18 protein-coding genes and 1 pseudogene are annotated in these 19,042 nt (G+C 68.7%); 9 read left to right on the top strand and 10 right to left on the bottom strand.

What is annotated here, in order from left to right:
* Window positions 1-644: pseudogene (locus NON22_RS08555) on the top strand (polynucleotide kinase-phosphatase); the annotation flags it as partial.
* A gap of 25 nt (window positions 645-669) precedes the next feature.
* Here the strand turns inward: NON22_RS08555 and NON22_RS08550 are convergent.
* A complete protein-coding gene (locus NON22_RS08550; RefSeq protein ID WP_257386510.1) occupies window positions 670-1,563 on the bottom strand; it encodes a hypothetical protein in 894 nt (297 codons plus the stop codon).
* Entirely contained in the window at window positions 1,545-3,455 is a 1,911-nt protein-coding gene (locus NON22_RS08545; protein ID WP_257386509.1) for a caspase family protein, read from the bottom strand. Before NON22_RS08545 ends, NON22_RS08550 begins: the two co-directional genes overlap by 19 nt.
* 220 nt (window positions 3,456-3,675) lie before the next feature.
* On the opposite strand from NON22_RS08545, the gene NON22_RS08540 reads away from it, so the two are divergent.
* The 3 genes from NON22_RS08540 (at window position 3,676) to NON22_RS08530 (ending at window position 6,467) form a co-directional block, all read left to right on the top strand.
* A complete protein-coding gene (locus NON22_RS08540) occupies window positions 3,676-4,602 on the top strand; it encodes an ABC transporter ATP-binding protein (protein WP_257386508.1) in 927 nt (308 codons plus the stop codon).
* Window positions 4,599-5,360, top strand: coding sequence for an ABC transporter permease (locus NON22_RS08535; protein ID WP_257386507.1), 762 nt, complete (start codon window positions 4,599-4,601; stop codon window positions 5,358-5,360). Before NON22_RS08540 ends, NON22_RS08535 begins: the two co-directional genes overlap by 4 nt.
* 192 nt (window positions 5,361-5,552) lie before the next feature.
* The gene (locus NON22_RS08530) at window positions 5,553-6,467 is read left to right on the top strand and encodes a DUF2167 domain-containing protein (RefSeq protein WP_257386506.1); all 915 of its coding nucleotides are present in this window, start codon (window positions 5,553-5,555) and stop codon (window positions 6,465-6,467) included.
* Window positions 6,468-6,491: 24 nt separating this feature from the next.
* Here NON22_RS08530 and NON22_RS08525 read toward each other — a convergent pair whose 3' ends face one another.
* Window positions 6,492-7,160 carry a hypothetical protein gene (locus NON22_RS08525; protein ID WP_257386505.1) on the bottom strand — a complete coding sequence of 223 codons (669 nt, stop codon included), beginning with the start codon at window positions 7,158-7,160 and terminating at the stop codon, window positions 6,492-6,494.
* A 99-nt stretch (window positions 7,161-7,259) separates the two neighbouring features.
* The gene (locus tag NON22_RS08520; protein WP_257386504.1) at window positions 7,260-8,951 is read right to left on the bottom strand and encodes a D-(-)-3-hydroxybutyrate oligomer hydrolase; all 1,692 of its coding nucleotides are present in this window, start codon (window positions 8,949-8,951) and stop codon (window positions 7,260-7,262) included.
* A gap of 246 nt (window positions 8,952-9,197) precedes the next feature.
* On the opposite strand from NON22_RS08520, the gene NON22_RS08515 reads away from it, so the two are divergent.
* The 5 genes from NON22_RS08515 (at window position 9,198) to NON22_RS08495 (ending at window position 12,115) form a co-directional block, all read left to right on the top strand.
* Complete coding sequence (locus NON22_RS08515) at window positions 9,198-9,962, top strand: 3-hydroxybutyrate dehydrogenase (RefSeq protein WP_257386503.1); 765 nt, start codon at window positions 9,198-9,200, stop codon at window positions 9,960-9,962.
* A gap of 28 nt (window positions 9,963-9,990) precedes the next feature.
* Window positions 9,991-10,650, top strand: coding sequence for a response regulator transcription factor (locus NON22_RS08510; RefSeq protein ID WP_257386502.1), 660 nt, complete (start codon window positions 9,991-9,993; stop codon window positions 10,648-10,650).
* Between the two features lie 199 nt (window positions 10,651-10,849).
* The gene (locus NON22_RS08505; RefSeq protein ID WP_257386501.1) at window positions 10,850-11,107 is read left to right on the top strand and encodes a DUF3606 domain-containing protein; all 258 of its coding nucleotides are present in this window, start codon (window positions 10,850-10,852) and stop codon (window positions 11,105-11,107) included.
* 116 nt (window positions 11,108-11,223) lie between these two features.
* Entirely contained in the window at window positions 11,224-11,901 is a 678-nt protein-coding gene (locus tag NON22_RS08500; protein WP_257386500.1) for a hypothetical protein, read from the top strand.
* Between the two features lie 52 nt (window positions 11,902-11,953).
* Complete coding sequence (locus NON22_RS08495) at window positions 11,954-12,115, top strand: hypothetical protein (protein ID WP_257386499.1); 162 nt, start codon at window positions 11,954-11,956, stop codon at window positions 12,113-12,115.
* Between the two features lie 85 nt (window positions 12,116-12,200).
* Here NON22_RS08495 and NON22_RS08490 read toward each other — a convergent pair whose 3' ends face one another.
* The 6 genes from NON22_RS08490 to NON22_RS08465 all read right to left on the bottom strand — a co-directional run.
* A complete protein-coding gene (locus NON22_RS08490) occupies window positions 12,201-13,601 on the bottom strand; it encodes a right-handed parallel beta-helix repeat-containing protein (RefSeq protein WP_257386498.1) in 1,401 nt (466 codons plus the stop codon).
* A 54-nt stretch (window positions 13,602-13,655) separates the two neighbouring features.
* Window positions 13,656-15,008, bottom strand: a complete 1,353-nt coding sequence (locus NON22_RS08485) for a right-handed parallel beta-helix repeat-containing protein (RefSeq protein ID WP_257386497.1) — start codon at window positions 15,006-15,008, stop codon at window positions 13,656-13,658.
* A gap of 288 nt (window positions 15,009-15,296) precedes the next feature.
* Window positions 15,297-16,157 carry a TIGR02452 family protein gene (locus NON22_RS08480; protein WP_257386496.1) on the bottom strand — a complete coding sequence of 287 codons (861 nt, stop codon included), beginning with the start codon at window positions 16,155-16,157 and terminating at the stop codon, window positions 15,297-15,299.
* A gap of 226 nt (window positions 16,158-16,383) precedes the next feature.
* Window positions 16,384-16,683 (bottom strand): hypothetical protein, encoded by a 300-nt coding sequence (locus NON22_RS08475; RefSeq protein WP_257386495.1) that lies wholly within the window; start codon window positions 16,681-16,683, stop codon window positions 16,384-16,386.
* Between the two features lie 9 nt (window positions 16,684-16,692).
* The gene (locus tag NON22_RS08470) at window positions 16,693-17,259 is read right to left on the bottom strand and encodes a type II toxin-antitoxin system antitoxin SocA domain-containing protein (RefSeq protein WP_257386494.1); all 567 of its coding nucleotides are present in this window, start codon (window positions 17,257-17,259) and stop codon (window positions 16,693-16,695) included.
* Window positions 17,260-17,345: 86 nt separating this feature from the next.
* The coding region (locus tag NON22_RS08465; protein ID WP_257386493.1) for a PAS-domain containing protein at window positions 17,346-19,042 on the bottom strand (1,697 nt) is incomplete at its 5' end.

The raw sequence follows: 19,042 nt of genomic DNA, 5'->3' as shown, positions 1-19,042 counted from the left end.
CCGCGCTGGCGCGCGGCGTCGAGGCCGGCGATGCGCTGGCCCAGGCGCGCGCGCGCCACGACGCGGCGCAGCGTTTCGTCGACGCCTACGGCCACTACTGCTGGCCGACGCAGAGCCTGGCCGATCTGCGCCTCGCGCCGTTCCACGTGCTCGCGAGCGAGCGCAACGTCGGTCTCGCGCGCGATCACCGCTGGCATCTCGGCCTGATCGGGCGCCTGGCCGCGGCCGATCCGGCGCTGGTCCGTATGACGCGCCACTGCTTCGTCGACCTGTCCGACGAGGCCAGCGTCGCCGCGGCCGTGGCCTGGTGGGAACGGCTCACGGCCGAGGGCGGCGAAGGCATGGTGCTCAAGCCGGCCGGCGGCCTGGCACGCGGCGCGCGCGGCCTGCTGCAGCCGGCGGTGAAATGCCGCGGCCGCGAGTACCTGCGCATCATCTACGGTCCGGAGTACACCGAGCCGGCCAACCTCGAACGCCTGCGCGTGCGCGGCCTGCGCCGCAAGCAGTCGCTCGCACTGCGCGAGTTCGCGCTCGGCATCGAGGCGCTGTACCGCTTCGTCGACTACGAGCCGCTGTACCGCGTGCACGAATGCGTGTTCGGCGTGCTCGCGCTCGAAAGCGAACCGGTGGACGCGCGCCTCTGAGGCCGCGTCCCCGGCCCTGCGGGGCTCAGTCGCCGCTCAGCGCCGCGTGGATGCGCTGCGCGACGACCGGGTCTTCGAGATAGCCGGCGATGCCGTGACGGTTGTCGGTGAAGTTGTCGACGTCGGTCTTGTTCTCGATCGCCGGGTCGATCGGGAAGTTGGCCTGGTCCAGCGGATACAGCGCGACGACGTCGCGCGGATCCATCGCGTTGAACCAGCGGCCGACGTAGTCCGGATGGCGCAGCGGCTGCAGGCGCCGGCGTATCGCGCTGATCGCGAGCGGCGAGCCCAGGGTCACGAACAGCGGCACGTTCCAGCGTTCGTGACTCTGCATTTCCTTGAGCATCTTGTAGGCGACGACGGTACCGAGCGAATGGCTGACGACGACCGTCGGCACGTCGTCGACCATGGCGGCGCGCACGCCTTCGTCGATTGCATCGCCGATGCGCGGGTCGAACAGGTATCTGGAGACGTCCTCGGTCGCGAGCGCGATGCTCAGCTTGCTCGCCTTCGGCACGTGCCGGTCGAGCGCGACGAGCACGCGCTGCACCCATTCCCAGTTCTGGATGCCGCGCTCGATGATCTGCGCCTCGGCCACCGCGGCGATTTCCGCGTCGGAAACCCCCACTTCCGCAGCGACCTCGGCCAGCACCGCGCGCACGAATTCGCGCTCGTCCGCCGGCTGGCCGGCGCCGCGCATGACGACCTGCGCGACGCGGTCGTCGGGCAATCCGGCAACGCGGTCGAACAGCGCCTGGCCGTAGTACGGAAAGCGGATGTCGCTTTCGGCGATCGGCAACGTCAGGTTGCTCTTGGCCAGGCCCTTGCGCAGCGAAGCGACCCAGGAATCCTTGAGCGCCTGCGCGTCCTTGTGTTCCTGCGCGCGCCCGTGAACGAAGACTAGTCGACGAGTTGCCATGGCGATGCGTCCTTGAAGCAGGTGGAACGAAGCCGGTCGACGCCGCGTGCGTCGAACTGGGTCCAGAGCGAGTCGCGCAGATGCGCCTGCAGGATCTCGGTGCCGCCCGGCAGCGAGACGCGGCGCGTGCGCAGGTAGATCCAGCCCTGGCTCAGCAGCGGGAACAGGCCGAGCAGCGGGTCGCCGGGTTCTATCGTGCGGCCGTCCAGCGCGCCGGACAGCAGCGCGACGTCGAACAGCGAGGCGCCGAGATCGTCGCGCAGGAAATCGTGCATCTGCGCGAGACGCGGCAGGTCGCGGCGATCGTAATAGGCGTAGGCGGCATAGATGGCGAGCGACGGATCCACGCCCTTTAGCAGCTGCATGCGGCGCGCGAGCGTCGCCGCGTCGTCGCCTTCGAGGCGGAACGAGCCGTTGCGGCTGGCCGCCGCGACTACCTTGCGCAGGGTCTGCAGCTCGCGCGCGCGGTCGCGGTAGGCGCCGGCGCGGCCGCTGTTGGCCGACGGTTCGTAGGCCAGGTCGACGAACTCGCCGCCGTCGAACGTCAGTGCGCCGATGAAATCGCGGATCGCCGGCGCGACGACGCCGCCGCCGTCGTCGAGCACGAGCAGCACGAGCGGCGCCGGCTGCTGCGGGCCGACGCGGACGATGTCCTCGGCGCGGCCGAGTTTCTGCACGGTCGCACCGAGCGCGAACGCCTCGCGCACGCGCGCGCCGCGCAGCTTGAAGCCGCACTGGGTCTCGAACTGGCGCGGCCCGGCCGCATCGGTCACCGACAGCAGGTCGGCGACGAAGCCCGGGTTCTGCAGCGCGAGGCTGACGAGCGAGCCCGAAGCCTCGCGCAGATCGGGCGCGGGGCCGGCGCCCGTTCCGCGGCGCGGCGACCGCAGGCTCTCGAACGGCGATTCGAATTCGCCGGTCACATCGAAGTCGTACTGCATGCTCTCGAATGAGGCGTCGACCTCGCCGGGTGCCGACGCCGAGGCAGCGGAGCCCGGCCCCGCGGACTCGACGTCGTCCAGCCAGTCCGGGTTCCGGTGCGCAGGCGGCGCCATCGAGAACGGCGGCGCGGGCGCGGGCTGGATTTGCGGCGGCGGCGGCGGCCGGCCCAGCCGCCGCGACACCCAGACCTGCGGATCGGAGGTGATGCGCGCGTCGGGCACCTGCACGACGGGCTCCGGGAGGTTGCGGTCCCGGATCGTGCGGGTCACGGCCTTGCCGAGATAGTCGCGCAGGCGGCGCGGCCGGATCAGGCCGGTCTCGCCGGCGCCTGCGCCGGTCCAGTCGACGAGCTCGGGCACGCCGAAGCGCAGCGCGTTGGCGAGGGCGTCGGTGTACAGCGCCGTGAAGCCGGCCGCCGCATCGTCGACGTTGCTGACCTCGAAGGCCGGCCGGCCCAGCGAGGCGCCGAAGAACAGGTCGACCGGTTTCTCGGTGCCGCTGGGTTCCTCGTTCGGAAAGATGCCGTTGCCGTTGACGTTCTGCAGGCCGATGCTGGCCGGCGCGGTGCGGCAAGCGTCGGAGATGAACACGACGTGCGGCACGCCGCAGTAGCGCGCCTGCTCCTCGCTGATCGTCGCGCTGATCACGGCATGGCCGACGCGCGGCGCATCGCTGAGCAGCCAGCATTCGTGGCGCGCGGCATTGACGCCGTGGCCGGCGAAATAGACGACCAGCTGTTCCACGTCGGGCCGCAGCAGCCGGCCGACCGCGTCGTAGACGCGGTCCAGCGTGACCTTGGCGCCGCCTTCGTCGGTCACGAGCTCGGTATAGGCGAACTTCTGCTCCGCGGCCCAGCCGTCGTGCAGGCGCCTCGCGCCGGCGGCGGCATCGTGCAGCGGCGCCAATCCTGCGGCCCTGTCGACACCGATGAATACGGCTGCCCTGACCATGGCGATCCCCCCGGTTGGCGCCGCCCGGCGCGGCCGCGGCGTGTACGCGGCGACATTGTATAACCTGTCGACGGTGCGGCCGTCGCCCCAACGAAGTGATCCGAACGCGCCGGATCTCCCAGCCGCCGCGCCGATCCGTTGCGGCCGGATGCGCCGGCGCCGCCGATCTGGATTACCCTTCGCGCCGGACGCCGCCGCCCCGGCGACACGCGGAGCCCTCGTGGACCCCATCATCACGATCACGAACCTCGACAAGACCTACAAGTCCGGCTTCTCGGCGCTGCGCAACATCAACCTCGAGATACGCCGCGGCGAGATCTTCGCGCTGCTCGGTCCGAACGGCGCCGGCAAGACCACCCTGATCAGCACCATCTGCGGCATCGTCAATCCGACGGCAGGCCGCGTGCTCGCCGACGGCCACGACATCGTGCGCGACTACCGCGCTTCGCGCAGCAAGATCGGCCTCGTGCCGCAGGAGCTGCACACCGACGCGTTCGAGACGGTCTGGGCCACGCTGAATTTCAGCCGCGGCCTGTTCGGCAAGCCCAGCGATCCGGCATTGCTCGAACGCATCCTGCGCGACCTGTCGCTCTGGGACAAACGCGACGCGAAGATCATGACCCTGTCCGGCGGCATGAAGCGCCGCGTCATGATCGCCAAGGCGCTGTCGCACGAGCCGTCCATCCTGTTCCTCGACGAGCCGACCGCCGGCGTCGACGTGGAGCTGCGGCGCGACATGTGGGCGATGGTGCGCGGCCTGCGCGAGCGCGGCGTCACGATCATCCTGACCACGCACTACATCGAGGAAGCCGAGGAGATGGCCGACCGCATCGGCGTGATCTCCAAGGGCGAGATCATCCTCGTCGAGGAAAAGACCCGGCTCATGCGCCAGCTCGGCAAGAAGCAGCTGACCCTGCAGCTGCAAAGCCCGCTCGCGGCGATCCCGCCGGAACTGGCCGGCGAGCCGCTGGAACTGTCGGCCGACGGCAACGAGCTCGTCTACACCTTCGACACGCAGAGCGAGCGCACCGGCATCGCCGGCCTGCTGCGGCGCCTGGCCGAGCACGGCATCGACTTCAAGGACCTCCATTCGAGCGAGAGCTCGCTCGAGGACATTTTCGTGAGCCTCGTGAGCACGCGCGCATGAACCTCCACGCGATCCGCGCAATCTACCGTTTCGAAATGGCGCGCACCGGCCGTACGTTGATGCAGAGCATCGCGTCGCCGGTGCTGTCGACGTCGCTCTACTTCATCGTGTTCGGCGCCGCAATCGGCTCGCGCATGGGCGCGGTCGACGGCGTCGACTACGGCGCGTTCATCATCCCGGGCCTGATCATGCTGACCCTGCTGACAGAGAGCATTTCCAACGCCTCGTTCGGCATCTACCTACCGAAGTGGTCCGGCACTATCTACGAGCTGCTGTCGGCACCCGTGTCGTGGATCGAAGTCGTCGTCGGCTACGTCGGCGCCGCCGCGAGCAAGTCGGTGATACTGGGCCTGCTGATCCTGATCACGGCGCGCTTCTTCGTCGCCTACGAGATAGCGCATCCGCTCTGGATGATCGGCTTCCTCGTGCTGACCGCCGCGACGTTCAGCCTGTTCGGCTTCATCATCGGCATCTGGGCCGACGGCTTCGAGAAGCTGCAGGTGATTCCGCTGATGATCGTCACGCCGCTGACCTTCCTCGGCGGCAGCTTCTATTCGATCAGCATGCTGCCGCCGTTCTGGCAGAAGGTCGCGCTGATCAATCCGGTGGTCTATCTCGTCAACGGCTTCCGCTGGAGCTTCTACGGCGTGTCCGACGTCAACGCGGCGCTGAGCTTCAGCATGACCCTGGCGTTCCTCGTCGTCTGCCTCGGCGTGGTCTGGTGGATCTTCCGCACGGGCTATCGGCTGCGGCAGTGAAGCGCTGAAGCGGATCGCGCCGGGCGGGACCGGCGCGGCCGCTGCGCTCTCGGCCGGCGGCCGCGGCGGCGCCGGCGATTCGACGAAATTTTCACGCCGATAGTAGACTGCGGCGGGGAATCCGCCGCCGGCCGTGCGCCTGCGGCGATTCAAATCGGGCCGCGCCGCGGCCGTTCGTCAGGAGTTGTCTCTATGGCCGGCTCGCGCTGGAACCGTTGGCTCGTCTGCGTCGCAGCGCTGCTGCTCGCTCCCGTTCTTTCCGCTGCGGCGCAGGACACGCCGGCCTCCTCGCCGGCCGAAATCGCCGCGAACAGCGCCTGGGCCAATGCCGGCAAGGCACTGCAGGCCGGACCGCGCCGCATCGAGCTGCGCAACCAGGCCACCCTGCAGCTGCCCGAAGGGTTCGGCTTCATCCCGACGCGCGAGGCCACGGCGCTGATGGAAGCCATGGGCAACGGCAGCGATCCGAATTTCATCGGCCTGGTCGTGCCGACCACGCAGGACAGCGGCGGCGAATGGATGGTCTCGGTCGACTACAACCCGGCCGGCTACATCGAAGACGACGACGCCAAGCACTGGGACGCCGACGAACTGCTGTCCAACATCAAGGAAGGCACCGAAGCCGGCAACAAGCGCCGCCTGCAGATGGGCATTCCGGCGCTCGAAGTCACGCGCTGGATCGAACCGCCGAGCTACGACGGCGCGACGCAGCGCCTGGTCTGGTCGGCCGAGGCGCGCAACAAGAATGCCGCGCCCGGCGAAGACAACACGGTCAACTACAACACCTACGTGCTCGGCCGCGAAGGCTACGTCTCGCTGAACCTGATCACGACCGCCTCGCTCGTCGAATCGCAGAAGCCCGTCGCGAAGAACCTGCTCGGCCAGGTAGCCTTCATCGACGGCAAGCGCTACGCCGACTTCGACTCGAGCACAGACAAGGTCGCCGGCTACGGCCTGGCCGCGCTGATCGGCGGCGTCGCCGCGAAGAAGATGGGCCTGTTCGCGCTGCTCGCGGCGTTCCTGGCCAAGTCGTTCAAGCTCGTGATCGTCGGCCTGATCGCCGCGGCCGCGGCGATCAGGTCGTTCTTCACGGGCAAGAAGGCCTGAGTCCGGCAAGCGGACGTCAATCCGCTATGACGCATGCGTGCCGGCGGATTCGATGGCCGCGAGCACGCGCTCGTAACCACCGCCGGGCAAGTTGCCCGGCGAAATGCTGACTCGTTGAGGGTTACGCGAGAGCAGCACCGTGCGGCCCAGCTCCACCGCGAGCTCGGGCACGGCACCCAGCCATAGGGACAGGCCGCGTGTGACGACGATCAGCGCGCCGCGGGCCAGCGCGTCGCAGACCAGCGAAAACTGATAGTCCTGCGACCGCAGGCGCCAGTGCGCGTGCGAGAAACGCCGCGACGGGTACGGGAAATATTCGAGCGAGCAGACGGCCTGCGCGACGCGGGCCCGGCCGAACTGCGCCACCGGCTGCGCGAACGCGCGCAGCCACCAGGGGTCGCCGCGCGCCAGGCACGCATGCGGCGCGTATTCGTCGGCCAGCGCGGCACGCTGCTCCGCAACGGCGGTCGCCGACAAGGCCTCGCGCATCGTCGTCGGGTCGTAGCTCGGATTGATCTGGAGCACGAGTACCGGTGCGTCGCGTCGACCCGACCGCGGTTCCGGCATGCGGCCCGTATGCAGCCAGCCGGGCGCATACGGTTCGCAGGCGGCGTTGGCCGCCGCGATGTAGGCGCTGTCCATCGGCAGCACGAATGGCGGCGCCGCCGGGATCGCGGCCCAGGGATTCAGCATTCCGACTGTGTTCGCGTCACGGCTTGCCGTCCCGGCGCGGCGCCCTGGGGCGGCACGCTGCTTCCGTCGGACATTGGATTTGCCGTCCGCACCGCCCCCCTACGGCAGTGCGAGATGGCTCGCTTCGAGCGCCTTGCCCATGCCGCGCGGCGTCGTCGCAATGACGGCGTCGGCCGGCAGCTCGGCGCCGCCGTCGACACGCGCCCAGACGCGGTCGAGCGCGCGGTAGACGTAGGGCAGCAGCGGCAGATAGGCCGCGCCGTATTGCGGCAGGCCGAGGAACGCGTCGAAGTGCTGCGCGTTGCGCACCTGCCAGTAGCGCAGGTCGGCGCCGCCGGCCTTGGCCGCGGCCGCATACGGCGCGCTGCTGAACGCGGCCGGGATCAGGCCGTCGTCGAGGCCGTGCACGACCAGCACGGGAAGGCCCTTGCGCGGCAGGCCGGCCCTGGTTTCGGCGATGCCTTTCTTCACCCGCGTCGCGGCCGCATCGTTGCCGGTCCACAGAGCGCGCAGGCAGTTCAGCGCGTCGTGCGGTTCGGCCGGCTTGGCCACGCGGAATGCGACGCCGGCGCCCGGCGGAATGCCGCTGGCGTCCGACCACCACGCCGCGCGCTCGGCGGGCGTGCTCGTGCGCGGCGTGCCGTCGGCATTCAACGCGCCGAAGCCGGCGATGCACGGCTCTTCGCCGGCGCCGTAGCGGCCGTAGGCCGAGGCATACGTCACGGCGACCGCGCGCCAGAGATCGAAGGTCACGCTGATCGAACCGGCGCGCAAGGCTTCGTCGGTCCAGCCGCTCGCATGCAGCGCGCCGTAGGCCGCGGCCTGCTGCGCCGGCAGGTCGGCGCCGGCGATCAGGCCTGCGGCGACAGCGGCCGCGCAGCGCTGCGCCACGTCGGGCACGGCCGGCAGGCCGAGCTTCGGCAGCGCGCACGGCATCAGCAGCGCCGCCTCGGTGGTGTAGTCGTACAAGGTGCGCGAACCGGCCGCGTCGACGTAGACATTCGGTTCGCCGGCGACGACGCCCTTGAGCCAGTCGCCGTCGAGTTCGGCCGCACGCAGCACGGCGCCGCCGCCGTTGGAAATGCCGACGGCGATCACGCGCGTGTCGTCGAACGTGAACGGCGCCTGCTGCGGCAGCGCCTCGGCCAGCGCGCGCAGGCCGTATTCGGCAGCCTGCTTGACGTGGCGACCCCAGTCGGCCTCGGGGTTGTCCCTGGAGTGGGCATGCTTGAAAGCGACGCCGCTGGTCGCCGTGCTGTCGGGTTTGAACGCGAGCACGTCGTCGGCGCCGCCGCTCGTGCCGTCGATGCGCACACCGCGCCGTTCGGCCAGATCGAAATAGTCGGTGCCGGCGCCCTTGTCGGTATAGGCCACGGCGCAGCCTTTCGGCAGCGCCCACGGACCGGCGACCGCGATCGCGCCGTAGACGCCGCGCGAGCCCGAGGAAGCCGCGACGACGAGGCAGCGCTTCTTCTGATCGAAACCGTCGGGAATCTGCACGAGCACGCGATGCGGCTGCTTCGCGCCCGGCAATGTCGCCAGCGCCTGGAACTCGCGGCCGGGGACCGACGGCAGCTCGCCGTAGACGCTGCCGAAACCGCCGGCCGGCGTCAGATCGGCGATGCCGCGCCAGTTGCTCCAGAGCGCGCGCCGGCGCAGTTCCGCCGGCGTAGGAGCCTCGGGATTCGCGAACGCCGGCGGCTTCATCTCGCGCAGGCCGTCGAGGCCGAGGCCGGCGCTGAGCAGGTCGTCGCCGTCGCGATGCTCTGTGACCCGTTGGGCGGTGAACATCGCTGTCGTCTCCGCGGCGGCCGCAGCGGGCGCCGGCTTGGCAGTGGGCGGCCCAGCGGTCGTCGGCGCCGCGGGCGGGGTGCGGTCGCAGGCGGCGAGCAGGGTCAACAGCACTAGCGTCGAAGCGCGCGAAATCGGGGCAATAGTCATTCGCCAACCCTACCAAGCCGGATATGCTCGGCTATCGTACTTTCGTACCAAGCCGGCGCCCAGGGCGCTTGCTAGGCTTGCGCCAGGAGAATCGCAATGACCCAACGCTGCATCCTGATCACCGGCGCCGGCAGCGGCATCGGCGCCGGCATCGCCACGGAACTGGCGGCCGCCGGCCACCACCTGATACTCACCGACCTGGATCGCAGTGCCGTCGACGCCGTCGCGGCGCAGATCCTCGCCGGCGGCGGCTCGGCCGAGGCGCTCGCGCTCGACGTGACCTCCGACGACAGCGTGGCCGCGGCGCTGGCCGCCGCGACGCGTCCGGTCGACGTGCTCGTCAACAACGCCGGCCTGCAGCATGTCGCGCCGCTCGAAGAGTTCCCGATCGCCAAGTGGGATTTCCTCGTCCAGGTCATGCTCGTCGGCGTCGCGCGGCTGACCCGCGCCGTGCTGCCCGGCATGCGCGAGCGCGGTTTCGGCCGCATCGTCAACATCGGCTCCATCCATTCGCTCGTGGCCAGCCCGTACAAGAGCGCCTACGTCGCGGCCAAGCACGGGCTCATCGGCTTCTCGAAAGTCATCGCGCTCGAAACCGCGAACACCGACATCACGATCAACACGATCTGCCCGACCTACGTGAAGACTCCGCTGGTCGACAAGCAGATCGCCGATCAGGCGCGCACGCGCGGCATCCCCGAGGCGCAGGTCGTCAGCGACGTCATGCTCAAGCCCATGCCCAAGGGCGTGTTCATCGGCTTCGACGAGCTCGCCGGCATCACCGCCTTCCTGATCTCGCCGCCGGCGCGCAACATCACCGGCCACACGATCACGGTCGACGGCGGCTGGACGGTGCAGTAGCCGCGCCGGCCACGGCCGCGGAACCGCCATGCCTTCGCTGCTGATCGCCGACGACCATCCGCTGTTCCGCGCGGCACTGCGCGGCGCCGCCGCCGACGCGGTGGCCGGATTGCAGGTGCACGAAGCCGATTCGCTCGACGGCGTGCTCGGCACGCTCGAACGCGAGCCGGACATCGACCTCGTGCTGCTCGACCTGCACATGCCCGGCAACCACGGCCTGGCCGGACTCGCCGCGATCCGCGCGCAGCATCCGGGCGTGGCCGTCGTCGTCGTGTCGGCCAACGACGATCCGCGCGTCGTGCGCCGCGCGCTCGATCACGGCGCCGCGGGCTACCTGCCCAAAAGCTCGGGCCTCGACGAGCTGCGCGACGCGATACGCACTGTACTCGCCTGCGAGCAGTGGCTGCCGGCTTCGCTGCGCGGCAGCGTCTCGCGCGCGCAGTCCTCGGCGCAGGACGCCGATCTCGCCGCGCGTCTGGCCAGCCTGTCGCCGCAGCAGTTCCGCGTGCTCGTGCTCGTCGCCGAAGGCCTGCTCAACAAGCAGATCGCCGATCGCCTCGACGTGCAGGAACGCACGGTCAAGGCGCATCTGACGGCGATCTTCGACCGCCTCGGCGTGCGCAACCGCACGCAGGCCGGCGTCGTGCTGCGCGAACTCGAGCTCAGCGACCCCGCGCGCCAGCTCTGAACGACGGCCGCGGCCGCTGCGCGGCCCGAGTCGACTCCCCGCTGAACGGCGTGCTACGCACGGCGAAACTTCCCGGCATCACGCGGCATCCACGCTCCCTGGAGCCGCCCGCGATCATCGCGCCTCGCGGTTCCGGCGGCCGCGGCACCAGCGCGCGGCGAGAAACCTACCGGACCATCCGAGCGTGAAGGAGAGCGCGATGCACTTCACCCCTACCACCGGCCGGCACGGCGGCACGATCAACATCGCCGTGACCTGGGAACTCAACTACTGGGCGACGCGGTTAGGTCTCAGTCCCGACCAGCTCATTACCGTCGTCGCCGAAGTCGGCAACAACCTTGCCGACGTGCGCGAAGCGGTCTTCGGGCCGGCGCCGCGAGGCTTCGGCGAAGCACCGGCCGAACACCGGCACCGCGATCCGCTTGCCGCGGCCGCCGATACGACGCGCAGGCAATAGGCTGCCGCCCGCACTGATCCATTCGACCACGCAGCGCCGATCTCACGCGGCATCGTCCGCAGTAGCCACACCGGCCGCGACTCCGCACAATGGACGCTCCGTCGTGGAGTCTTGCCGTGGCCCTGGATCTTTTCTTCGTCCCGCGCAAACAGGATTTCGCTGAAGCACGCGCCGACGGCTTCGAGGCTTCGGATGCGCAGCTGCGCGCGCGGCACAAGCTGCTCAAGGCGCTGGCCGCGCGTTTCGACGGGGCGAGCATTGCCGGCAAGGCCGACGTCGGCACCGTCGAGGGTTTTCTCGCAGGCACGCTGGTCGCCCGTCCGGGCTATCTGCAATGGTCGCTGCACGGCGCCGGTGCCGGCGACGTCGACGCAATCAACACCGTCGTGGACTGGTTCCACGAGCAGGGACTGGTCTGCGAGGACCCGCAGGACGCCGGCTTCAGCAATCGCAACCGCGGCGGCGGCCGCGAGAACCTCGGGGACTGGAACGCGCTGGTCGGCGCGCGCCTCGCCGGCATCGAGCTCAGCGATCCCGGTATCAGCGGACTGAACCTGAACTGGGCGCTCGGCGACGGCCGTCACGCTCAACTCTGCTTCGTGCACCACCGCAGCTGCGAAGTGCCGCCGGATCTCACGGCGCTGATCCGCGACACGATCGCCGAGGTCGTGTTCACGCCTGGCCCGCTCGACGACGACTTCCGCTTCGTCTTCGCCGGCGGCGCCGAGATCCGTTGCGCCGGCGCCGTGGTCAAGAGCTTCTTCGCCGAGCCGGCGCCGAAATCTAAATGGTAGGCGCCGATCCGGCCCGAGGGCCGGGCGACGCGGGTTGCAAGACGGCCGCTCCGTGTCGGGGAGCGAGAGGACGCTAGCCGCGACGATCACCTTGAGCGGCCGCGCCGGCCAGTGGCGCGTCAGCGACTACGGCGAAGTCGCGCCGGTGGAGATCTGGGCGCTGGAAACCTTGCTGCATGTCCAGTACGAACGTCTGGATTGGATACTGCAATAGGTTCCGCGTTACGTGCGAGCCATCCCGCATCGCTTTCGCAAGACGCGGGCGCACGCGGCGCCCGCGTCGTCGTCAACACGGGGTTTCAGGGTTGCGCGTCGTTGTCGGCGTTGTGGCTGCCGGTGGCGTAGGAGATGACGTCGACTGCGCCGATCATCGGCGCATAGGTGTTGCCGGCGACGACGACCGGAACGGGGTTGCCGCTGATCAATGCGTGGAGCATCGTCGGCGACGTCGCGGAGTCGTAGAAGTAGTTGTCGAGAATCGAGACGCGTTCGACCGTGACGGCCGGCAGCGCCGGGACGCTGCTGCCGCAGATAGGCAACGGAGTCAACGGACTGGCCGGCAGTGTCGAAACGTTGAGGCCAAGGCCCGTCGTCGACCCTTCGCCCTGGTTGAACGAGCTGTTTCCGGAGACCAGCACGCCTTTCGCGCCGAGAAGATTCACGCCGTTCGCGTAGTTGTTCAGGCCCTGCTCGCTCGTCATGTTGCCGGCGATGAGTCCGTGCCGCGCCGGCGTCATGCCTACGCCCTGACTGTTGTGGCTGTGCGCGAGGTTGAACGTCACGGCCGTCGATTCATTGCTCTCTCCCGACGTACCCAGGCCGTTCACGTCGATGCCGCCGACACCGTGCGCAGCATTCCGACCGTAGGCGATGTTGTTGTTGATGACGACGTTCTTGCTGAATTGCGGATCGCCGACGCAGGCCGGCCAGTCGCTGAACACCGAAATGCCGCCGCCGTTGCACTGGTTGACGACCGAATTCGAGATCAGCGCGTTCTCGACGCCGCGATAGAACGAGAAACAGATATCGGCGATGTTGTACACGCGCAGGTTGTTGACGATCACGTCGCTGGAACCATGACCGACTGCGAGCGTATTCACCGAGTCGTGCGCCGTCACGCCGTCGATGAGCACACGCTTTGCGCCATCGAGCTCGATCGGCCACTGCGGGATGTGGCGGATCGTGAGCCCGCGTATCGTGATGTCCTCCACCTCGACGTCATATGCACCGATGGCAGGGCCGCCGGAAACGATACCGCCCATGCAGCAGCCGCTGGCGAATGTCTGGTAGTTCGGATGGCCGCCGTCGAGCGTGCCGCTGCCTTCGATGATGACGTTCTGCGTACCGTCCTCGAGCGTGTACATGCCGCGCTGCGTCGCCGCCGGAGACGGCCAGACGTAGCCGCTCAGCGTGAGCAGCCCGTTCTGTATCACGTGCGTGTTCGAGTGCACGATCAGCGGGCCGGAAATGCGGCAGCCGGTCGGCGTCGCCGGAATCTCGACGACGGTCATCTGCGGATTGCCGTGATTGAGCATCGACTGCAGCGCCACGGTATCGTCGCTACCGGCGCACAGCGGCGTCTTCGCGACGCCGGCGGTCTTCTCGACCTCGGGTTTCTTCACGCCGGCCTGCGGCTCCTGCGCCGCGAGAGCAGCGAGCGGCAGCAGGCCGAGCAGTCTTGCCAGTATCTTGAGTTTCATAGATTTCCTTCCTTTGGGTGAGTGCGGTACGCGGAGCGAGCGTCGTGCCCGCGCTCACGGCGTCAGGTAGTTGCGCTGCACGCTGCCGGTCGCGTAGCTGAAGTAGTCGAGCAGGCCCGAGCTGAAGGAATTGCCCGTCGAAACGATCGGCGCGGCGAGAGCACCCCCCAGCGCGCCGACCATCGTCTTCGGCGACTGGTCGTCATAGACGAGATTGCCGGTCACGTTGACGCGCGCGCCGGCTGCCAGGCCCGGCGTGGTCTCGATGACCACGATGCCCAACCCGGTCGTCGTGCCCTGGCCTTCGTTGTATACCGTGTTCGCTGCGACTTTGACCTGGCGCGAATTCGCCACGAGGATGCCGGGCTGGTACGACGCTTCCGCGTTGCCGTTATGGTGCGTCATGTTCGACGTGATCTGGCAGCTGTCGCACGGAACGACGCCGATGCCGTAGGTCCGGTTGTGGTGAGCCTGGTTCGCCGAGATGTTCACGCCGGTGGCCACGGCGCCCGTCGGCGAGTTTCCGACCTGGATGCCGACCAGTGCCTCGCGCGCGATGTTGCCGTCGATCGTGACGTTGCCGTTCGCATGGGAAGCGGGATAGCCCGTCGGCCGGTCGCTGAGGACATAGATGCCGACGCCGCCGCAGTCCGACACGAGGGAATTCGACACGGTGGATTCGGTCACGCCGCGGTACAGCACGACGCAGTTGCCTTCGATGCCGGAGACACGCAGATTGGTCAGCGCGGCATTCTTCGTGTCGTGGCCCACTTCGAGGCCGTAGTGCGAGTTCTTTGCAGTGACGCCGTCGATGCGCAGATTGTCGGTGCCGTCGATGCGGATCGGCCATTGGCCCATGTTCACGATCGTCATGCCATGGATCGTCACGCGCTGCGCGTTCGGCGTCGAACTCGGGTAATCGCCGAGCGTCGCACCGCCGGACGTGATGCCGCTGGCCGTCGCGACGCTGCTGCCGTCGACGACGCCGCCGCCTTCGATGCGGACGTCGGTCGCGCCGTCGGCGATGTTGTAGACACCGAAGGGACTGCCGGACGGGCTCCAGCTCGTCTTCGCCTTCAGCAGGCCGCGCTGGATGACCGTGGTGTTCGAGCAGACTTCGAGCGGCGCGGTGACGCGGCAGCCGTTCGGCGTGACGGGAATGACGGCGGGCGCGCCGTTCAGCGATGCGGCGTGGATCAGCGACTGGAGCGCGGACGTGTCGTCGGCGGTGCCGTCGCACACCGGCGTGGTGACTGGCGGCGGCGTGCCCGGACAAGTGGCGTGAGCGCCGCCCGCGGCGGCGAACAGCAGTGCGGCGAGCAGCAGGCGGCGCCGCGGAACATCGTGCGCATCGGCGTTGCGCGACGTGGCTGACAGGGGCCGGCGTGCGGCATTCGAGTGATTCATGGGAGAACCTCGCGGTTACGGATAGAGGGAAGCCGGCAACGGCCGCCGATGGCGGCTCGCGGCGTGCCGGCGACCGTCACTCTGATTCACCGCCATCTCAGGAGATCGGACGGAGATCGCCGCGTACGCTGACCCGTGCCGATCGTCGTCCGCGCCAAAGCCGCTCCGTGACGGATGAGTTCAGCCGGCCGCCCGCGCTGCGACGGTACGGTGCCGGCTCACGACCGAATGGCCGGTTTCAGCGGCGCGCGAGCACGGCACCGTTCGACGAAGGCGTGCGGGATGGGGCTAGCGTCCCGGCGTTGCGGCGAACAGGTCGCGAAACGCACGCAAGGTCGCCTGCTGCGGCGACGTATCCAGTACCGAGAACGCGACCTGCGCAAAGCGGCCTTGCCAGGCACCGCGCAGCAGGCTAGCAAATACCGCGGCGACGCTGTGCGGATCGTTGCCGAACACGCCGCAGCCCCAGGCGCCGAGTACGAGGCGGCGATAGCCCTGCACTGCGGCCAAGGCGAGCACGCATTCGGCGCGGCGCCGCAACGTGGATGCGATGTCGCGCTGCTCGCGCTCGCGCCGCTGCTGCCGGATCGCGCCGGCATTCGGCGCGGCGCTCGTGATGAAACTGACTGCGTGCGCGCGATCGCGCAATTGCCCGTCGTCGTAGCGAAACACCGGACAGTGCGGCGACAGGATCATCGCATCGGAATACAGCAGGGACGACGAGCGGCGATGGTCGTCGTAAAAAGCCGGCGCCCGCAGCTGCGAGGCATACAGCGCCGAACTGCGGGCCAGCGATTCTTCCTGCGCCTGTGCCCCGCCGAGGAAACCGCCGCCAGGGTTGCGCGCGGACGCGAAGTTCAGCACGGCCAGATCGTCGCCGTCTCCGGTTTCGGCGATGAGACGCGCAATGCCCTGCAAGGTGGTTTCGTTGACGACGTCGATGCGTGTGGCGAGGCCCGGCGACGGCGCGGCCAGCACCGCATCCCGGTATTCCTGCAGCATCGACGGAGAAAACAGGCGGGTGGCGGCGCGGCAGGCAGTGATCGCTGCGGCCAGTTCCACGGTCTCGCCCAAGGGGGCGGTGTAGCGGCCGCGCTCGAGGATCTCCAGCGTCTGTTCGGCCCATAGCTTGCGATCTGGTCTGCTCATGTCCCGTCCGGGTCCGTCCCATCCGCTGCCTTCAGCGGACGTCGGCGCGGAGGGTACGCACAAAGCCCACCGGGCTCAACAACGAAGAACTCCGGCGCGAATTACTTCAGCGCAGCCAGTGCATCGCGAATCAACCGCTCCTGCTGTCGCGTCGTGTCGTCGGCGCCTGCTGCACATTCCATCGCGGCTCGCAGCCGGCCTGGATCAAGCCGCAGCACCACACGGATCAGTCCTTTGGAAAACCAATGGCCGCGGCATCAACATCGAGATCATCGAAGGGCCGAAGGTCCAGCCAGGATTCTCTCGTCAGCGGTCCACCCAGTACGCCGAAATAGAAGCCGGGATAAGGGTCACCATGATGACAAGGCGGATCGACAGGACGGAATTCGCGGTAGCGACTGGTCAGCAGCCGGGCGATGACATCGCCCTGCGCAGTGCGTGCGGGTACGAGAAAATATTTCGGACGCAGCTGACCATTTGCGTCCTGGTAGAACTGGTCATGACAGCAGATATCGCCGACGTCCATGTCGCGCGCTCAGTGTGATTTTCCAGCCGCCGCCGCAATGCCCTGATATTCATCGGCAGCCATCAGTACGACGTCCCGCATCGGATCCTCATCGGAAACGGCAAGACTGTAGGGAATCCGGTCCTGATTGCCGCGACCGTTGTCCCAGATCTTGGCCCAAGGACCGAGCTCGGCATGGGTAAAGTTAATGATGGGCCGCGAGAGTTCTTCCTCAAACCGCGCCGCGAGCTGCTCCATTAGACGAAGTTCGCGGCGGCTGAAATGGCTTTCATCAAAGTCGCGTCGCGGCACCACGCGCTCGCGCATGAAGTCAAAAACCTTCTCGGGAACGATGTCGATGGCCTCCGCGAAATCCGCGTCGAGGCCCTCCCATTCGGCGAACAATGCCGGTGGAACCGGCCCCAGTTTCCAGGCACGGTATTCCAGGCCAGTAACGCTGCGACCGGTCTGGCGGAAATGTTCGAAATCGAGCAAATAAAGCAGCTTGATCAATTTGATCTTTCCGCAACACTTGGTGTGTGTTGCGAAGAAAACCGTCGCATTGATGAGCTTTTCGCGCTCGTGAGACCTGATCATGGCTGGACGCCGAAGTAACGCGTGGCAAGGGTAGCGAGCCCCGTTACAACGTACAAGTTCGGTGGTGGACCAAGGATTCCCGATCGCTATCGCACCGCCCGCGCCGCCAGCAGCCGATCGAGCACCGATTTCAGCGCGAGCGGTTTCAGCGGCTTGATCAGCAGCGGCAGGCCGGCTTCGTAGACGGCCTTGCGCACGGATTCGCCGGCGTCGGCGCTCATGATCACGGTCGGGCGCGCGCCGTGGCTTTCGCTCAGGCGTTCGTACAGCGCGACGCCGGTATCGTCGTCGTCGAGGTGGTAGTCGAACAGCCAGAGATCGGCCGCGCGTGCATCGAGCGCGGCGGCGGCGGCGTCGGCCGCGGCCGCGACGCTGCAGCCCCAGCCGAGCAGCAGGCTGCGCAGCGCCTGCAGCGCCGGCGCCTCGTTGTCGACGACGAGCACATGCGTGTCGCGCAGATGCGCCTTGGCCGCGGCGGCCGGCTCCTCGCGGCGCCGGGGCGCGGCGAGCGGCAGGGTGATCGCGAACAGCGTGCCGCGGCCCAGCCGGCTGCGCAGACCCAACGGCGCGTCGAGCAGCTGCGCAATGCGTTCGGCGATCGCGAGCCCGAGGCCGAGGCCGGGGCCGGCCGCGTCGTCGCCGCGACGGAATTCCTCGAAGATCACGCGCTGCTGGTCCGCGGCGATGCCGGGGCCGGTGTCGTGGACTTCGATGCGCAGCTGCGCGCCGCAGCGGCGCACGCCGAGCAGCACGCGTCCTGCCATGGTGTAGCGCACGGCATTGGCGAGGAAGTTCTGCAGCACGCGGCGCAGCAGCTGCGGATCGCTGCGTACCCAGGCGGCGCTCGCGCGGTAGCGCAGCACGAGGCCGCGCTCGGCCGCGAGCGCGCGGAATTCGGAGGCCAGCGGATCGAGCACGTCGGCGAGCGGGAACTCGCGCGGCTGAGCCGTGAGTCCGCCGGCTTCGAGGCGCGACATGTCGAGCAGACCGGTCAGCAGGTCGGTCGTCGAATCCAGCGCGCCGCGGGTCTGCGCGACGAGATCGCGCTGCGCCGGCACGGCGATCTGCTGCGCGAGCGCGTCGGTGAACAGGTGCGCCGCGTGCAGCGGCTGCATGAGATCGTGGCCGATCGCAGCGAGGAAGCGGCTCTTCGCATCGTTCGCGCGCTCGGCCTCGCGCTTGGCGTGTTCGAGCAGGGTCGTGCGGTCGGCGACACGCTGTTCCAGGTTTTCGTTGGCCTGGATCAGCGCGGCTTCGGCGCGGCGGAACGCGGTGACGTCGGTGAACGTCGCGACGAAGCCGCCGCCGGGCATGGGGTTGCCGCGGATCTCGACGATGCTGCCGTCGGGAAACACGCGCTCGGACAGGTGCGGCGTGCCCGCGCGCATGAAGGCCAGGCGCCGCTCCAGCGCCGCCTCGGCGCTGCCGCGGTGCGGCAGGCGCTGCAAGGCCCAGTCGGCGAGTTCGGCCACCGGCGCGCCGACGCGTAGCAGATTTTCTGGAAAACAGAACAATTCTACATAGCGCCGATTCCAGGCGACGAGGCGCAGCTGGGCGTCGACGACGCTGATGCCCTGGCTCATGTTCTCGAGCGCCGCTTCGAGCAGGCGCTGGTTGAAGCGCAGTTCCTGCGAGACCTCGCCGACGATGGCCGCGACCGCGTCGAGCCCGGCGCCGGCCTCGCGCTGGGCCGCGTCGAGCAGCAGCCGTGCCGAGGTGCTGCCGAGCACCGCGGCGAGTTCGCGCTCGACGCGCGCCTCGATCGGATCGGAAGAGCGTCGTG

It is taken from the genome of Tahibacter caeni, from assembly GCF_024609805.1.
GTDB classification, from domain to species: Bacteria; Pseudomonadota; Gammaproteobacteria; order Xanthomonadales; family Rhodanobacteraceae; genus Tahibacter; species Tahibacter caeni.
The sequence above is the reverse complement of the archived record's forward strand: the minus strand, read 5'-3'. Positions and strand labels throughout refer to the sequence as shown.

Excerpts from the sequence above, each read along its gene's own strand:
- NON22_RS08510 (WP_257386502.1), top strand. The coding sequence starts at position 9,991 with ATGCCTTCGCTGCTGATCGCCGACGACCATCCGCTGTTCCGCGCGGCA.
- NON22_RS08505 (WP_257386501.1), top strand. The coding sequence starts at position 10,850 with ATGCACTTCACCCCTACCACCGGCCGGCACGGCGGCACGATCAACATC.
- NON22_RS08515 (WP_257386503.1), top strand. The coding sequence starts at position 9,198 with ATGACCCAACGCTGCATCCTGATCACCGGCGCCGGCAGCGGCATCGGC.
- NON22_RS08530 (WP_257386506.1), top strand. The coding sequence starts at position 5,553 with ATGGCCGGCTCGCGCTGGAACCGTTGGCTCGTCTGCGTCGCAGCGCTG.
- NON22_RS08545 (WP_257386509.1), bottom strand. The coding sequence starts at position 3,455 with ATGGTCAGGGCAGCCGTATTCATCGGTGTCGACAGGGCCGCAGGATTG.
- NON22_RS08550 (WP_257386510.1), bottom strand. The coding sequence starts at position 1,563 with ATGGCAACTCGTCGACTAGTCTTCGTTCACGGGCGCGCGCAGGAACAC.
- NON22_RS08535 (WP_257386507.1), top strand. The coding sequence starts at position 4,599 with ATGAACCTCCACGCGATCCGCGCAATCTACCGTTTCGAAATGGCGCGC.
- NON22_RS08475 (WP_257386495.1), bottom strand. The coding sequence starts at position 16,683 with ATGGACGTCGGCGATATCTGCTGTCATGACCAGTTCTACCAGGACGCA.
- NON22_RS08520 (WP_257386504.1), bottom strand. The coding sequence starts at position 8,951 with ATGTTCACCGCCCAACGGGTCACAGAGCATCGCGACGGCGACGACCTG.
- NON22_RS08480 (WP_257386496.1), bottom strand. The coding sequence starts at position 16,157 with ATGAGCAGACCAGATCGCAAGCTATGGGCCGAACAGACGCTGGAGATC.
- NON22_RS08470 (WP_257386494.1), bottom strand. The coding sequence starts at position 17,259 with ATGATCAGGTCTCACGAGCGCGAAAAGCTCATCAATGCGACGGTTTTC.
- NON22_RS08485 (WP_257386497.1), bottom strand. The coding sequence starts at position 15,008 with ATGAATCACTCGAATGCCGCACGCCGGCCCCTGTCAGCCACGTCGCGC.
- NON22_RS08490 (WP_257386498.1), bottom strand. The coding sequence starts at position 13,601 with ATGAAACTCAAGATACTGGCAAGACTGCTCGGCCTGCTGCCGCTCGCT.
- NON22_RS08525 (WP_257386505.1), bottom strand. The coding sequence starts at position 7,160 with ATGCTGAATCCCTGGGCCGCGATCCCGGCGGCGCCGCCATTCGTGCTG.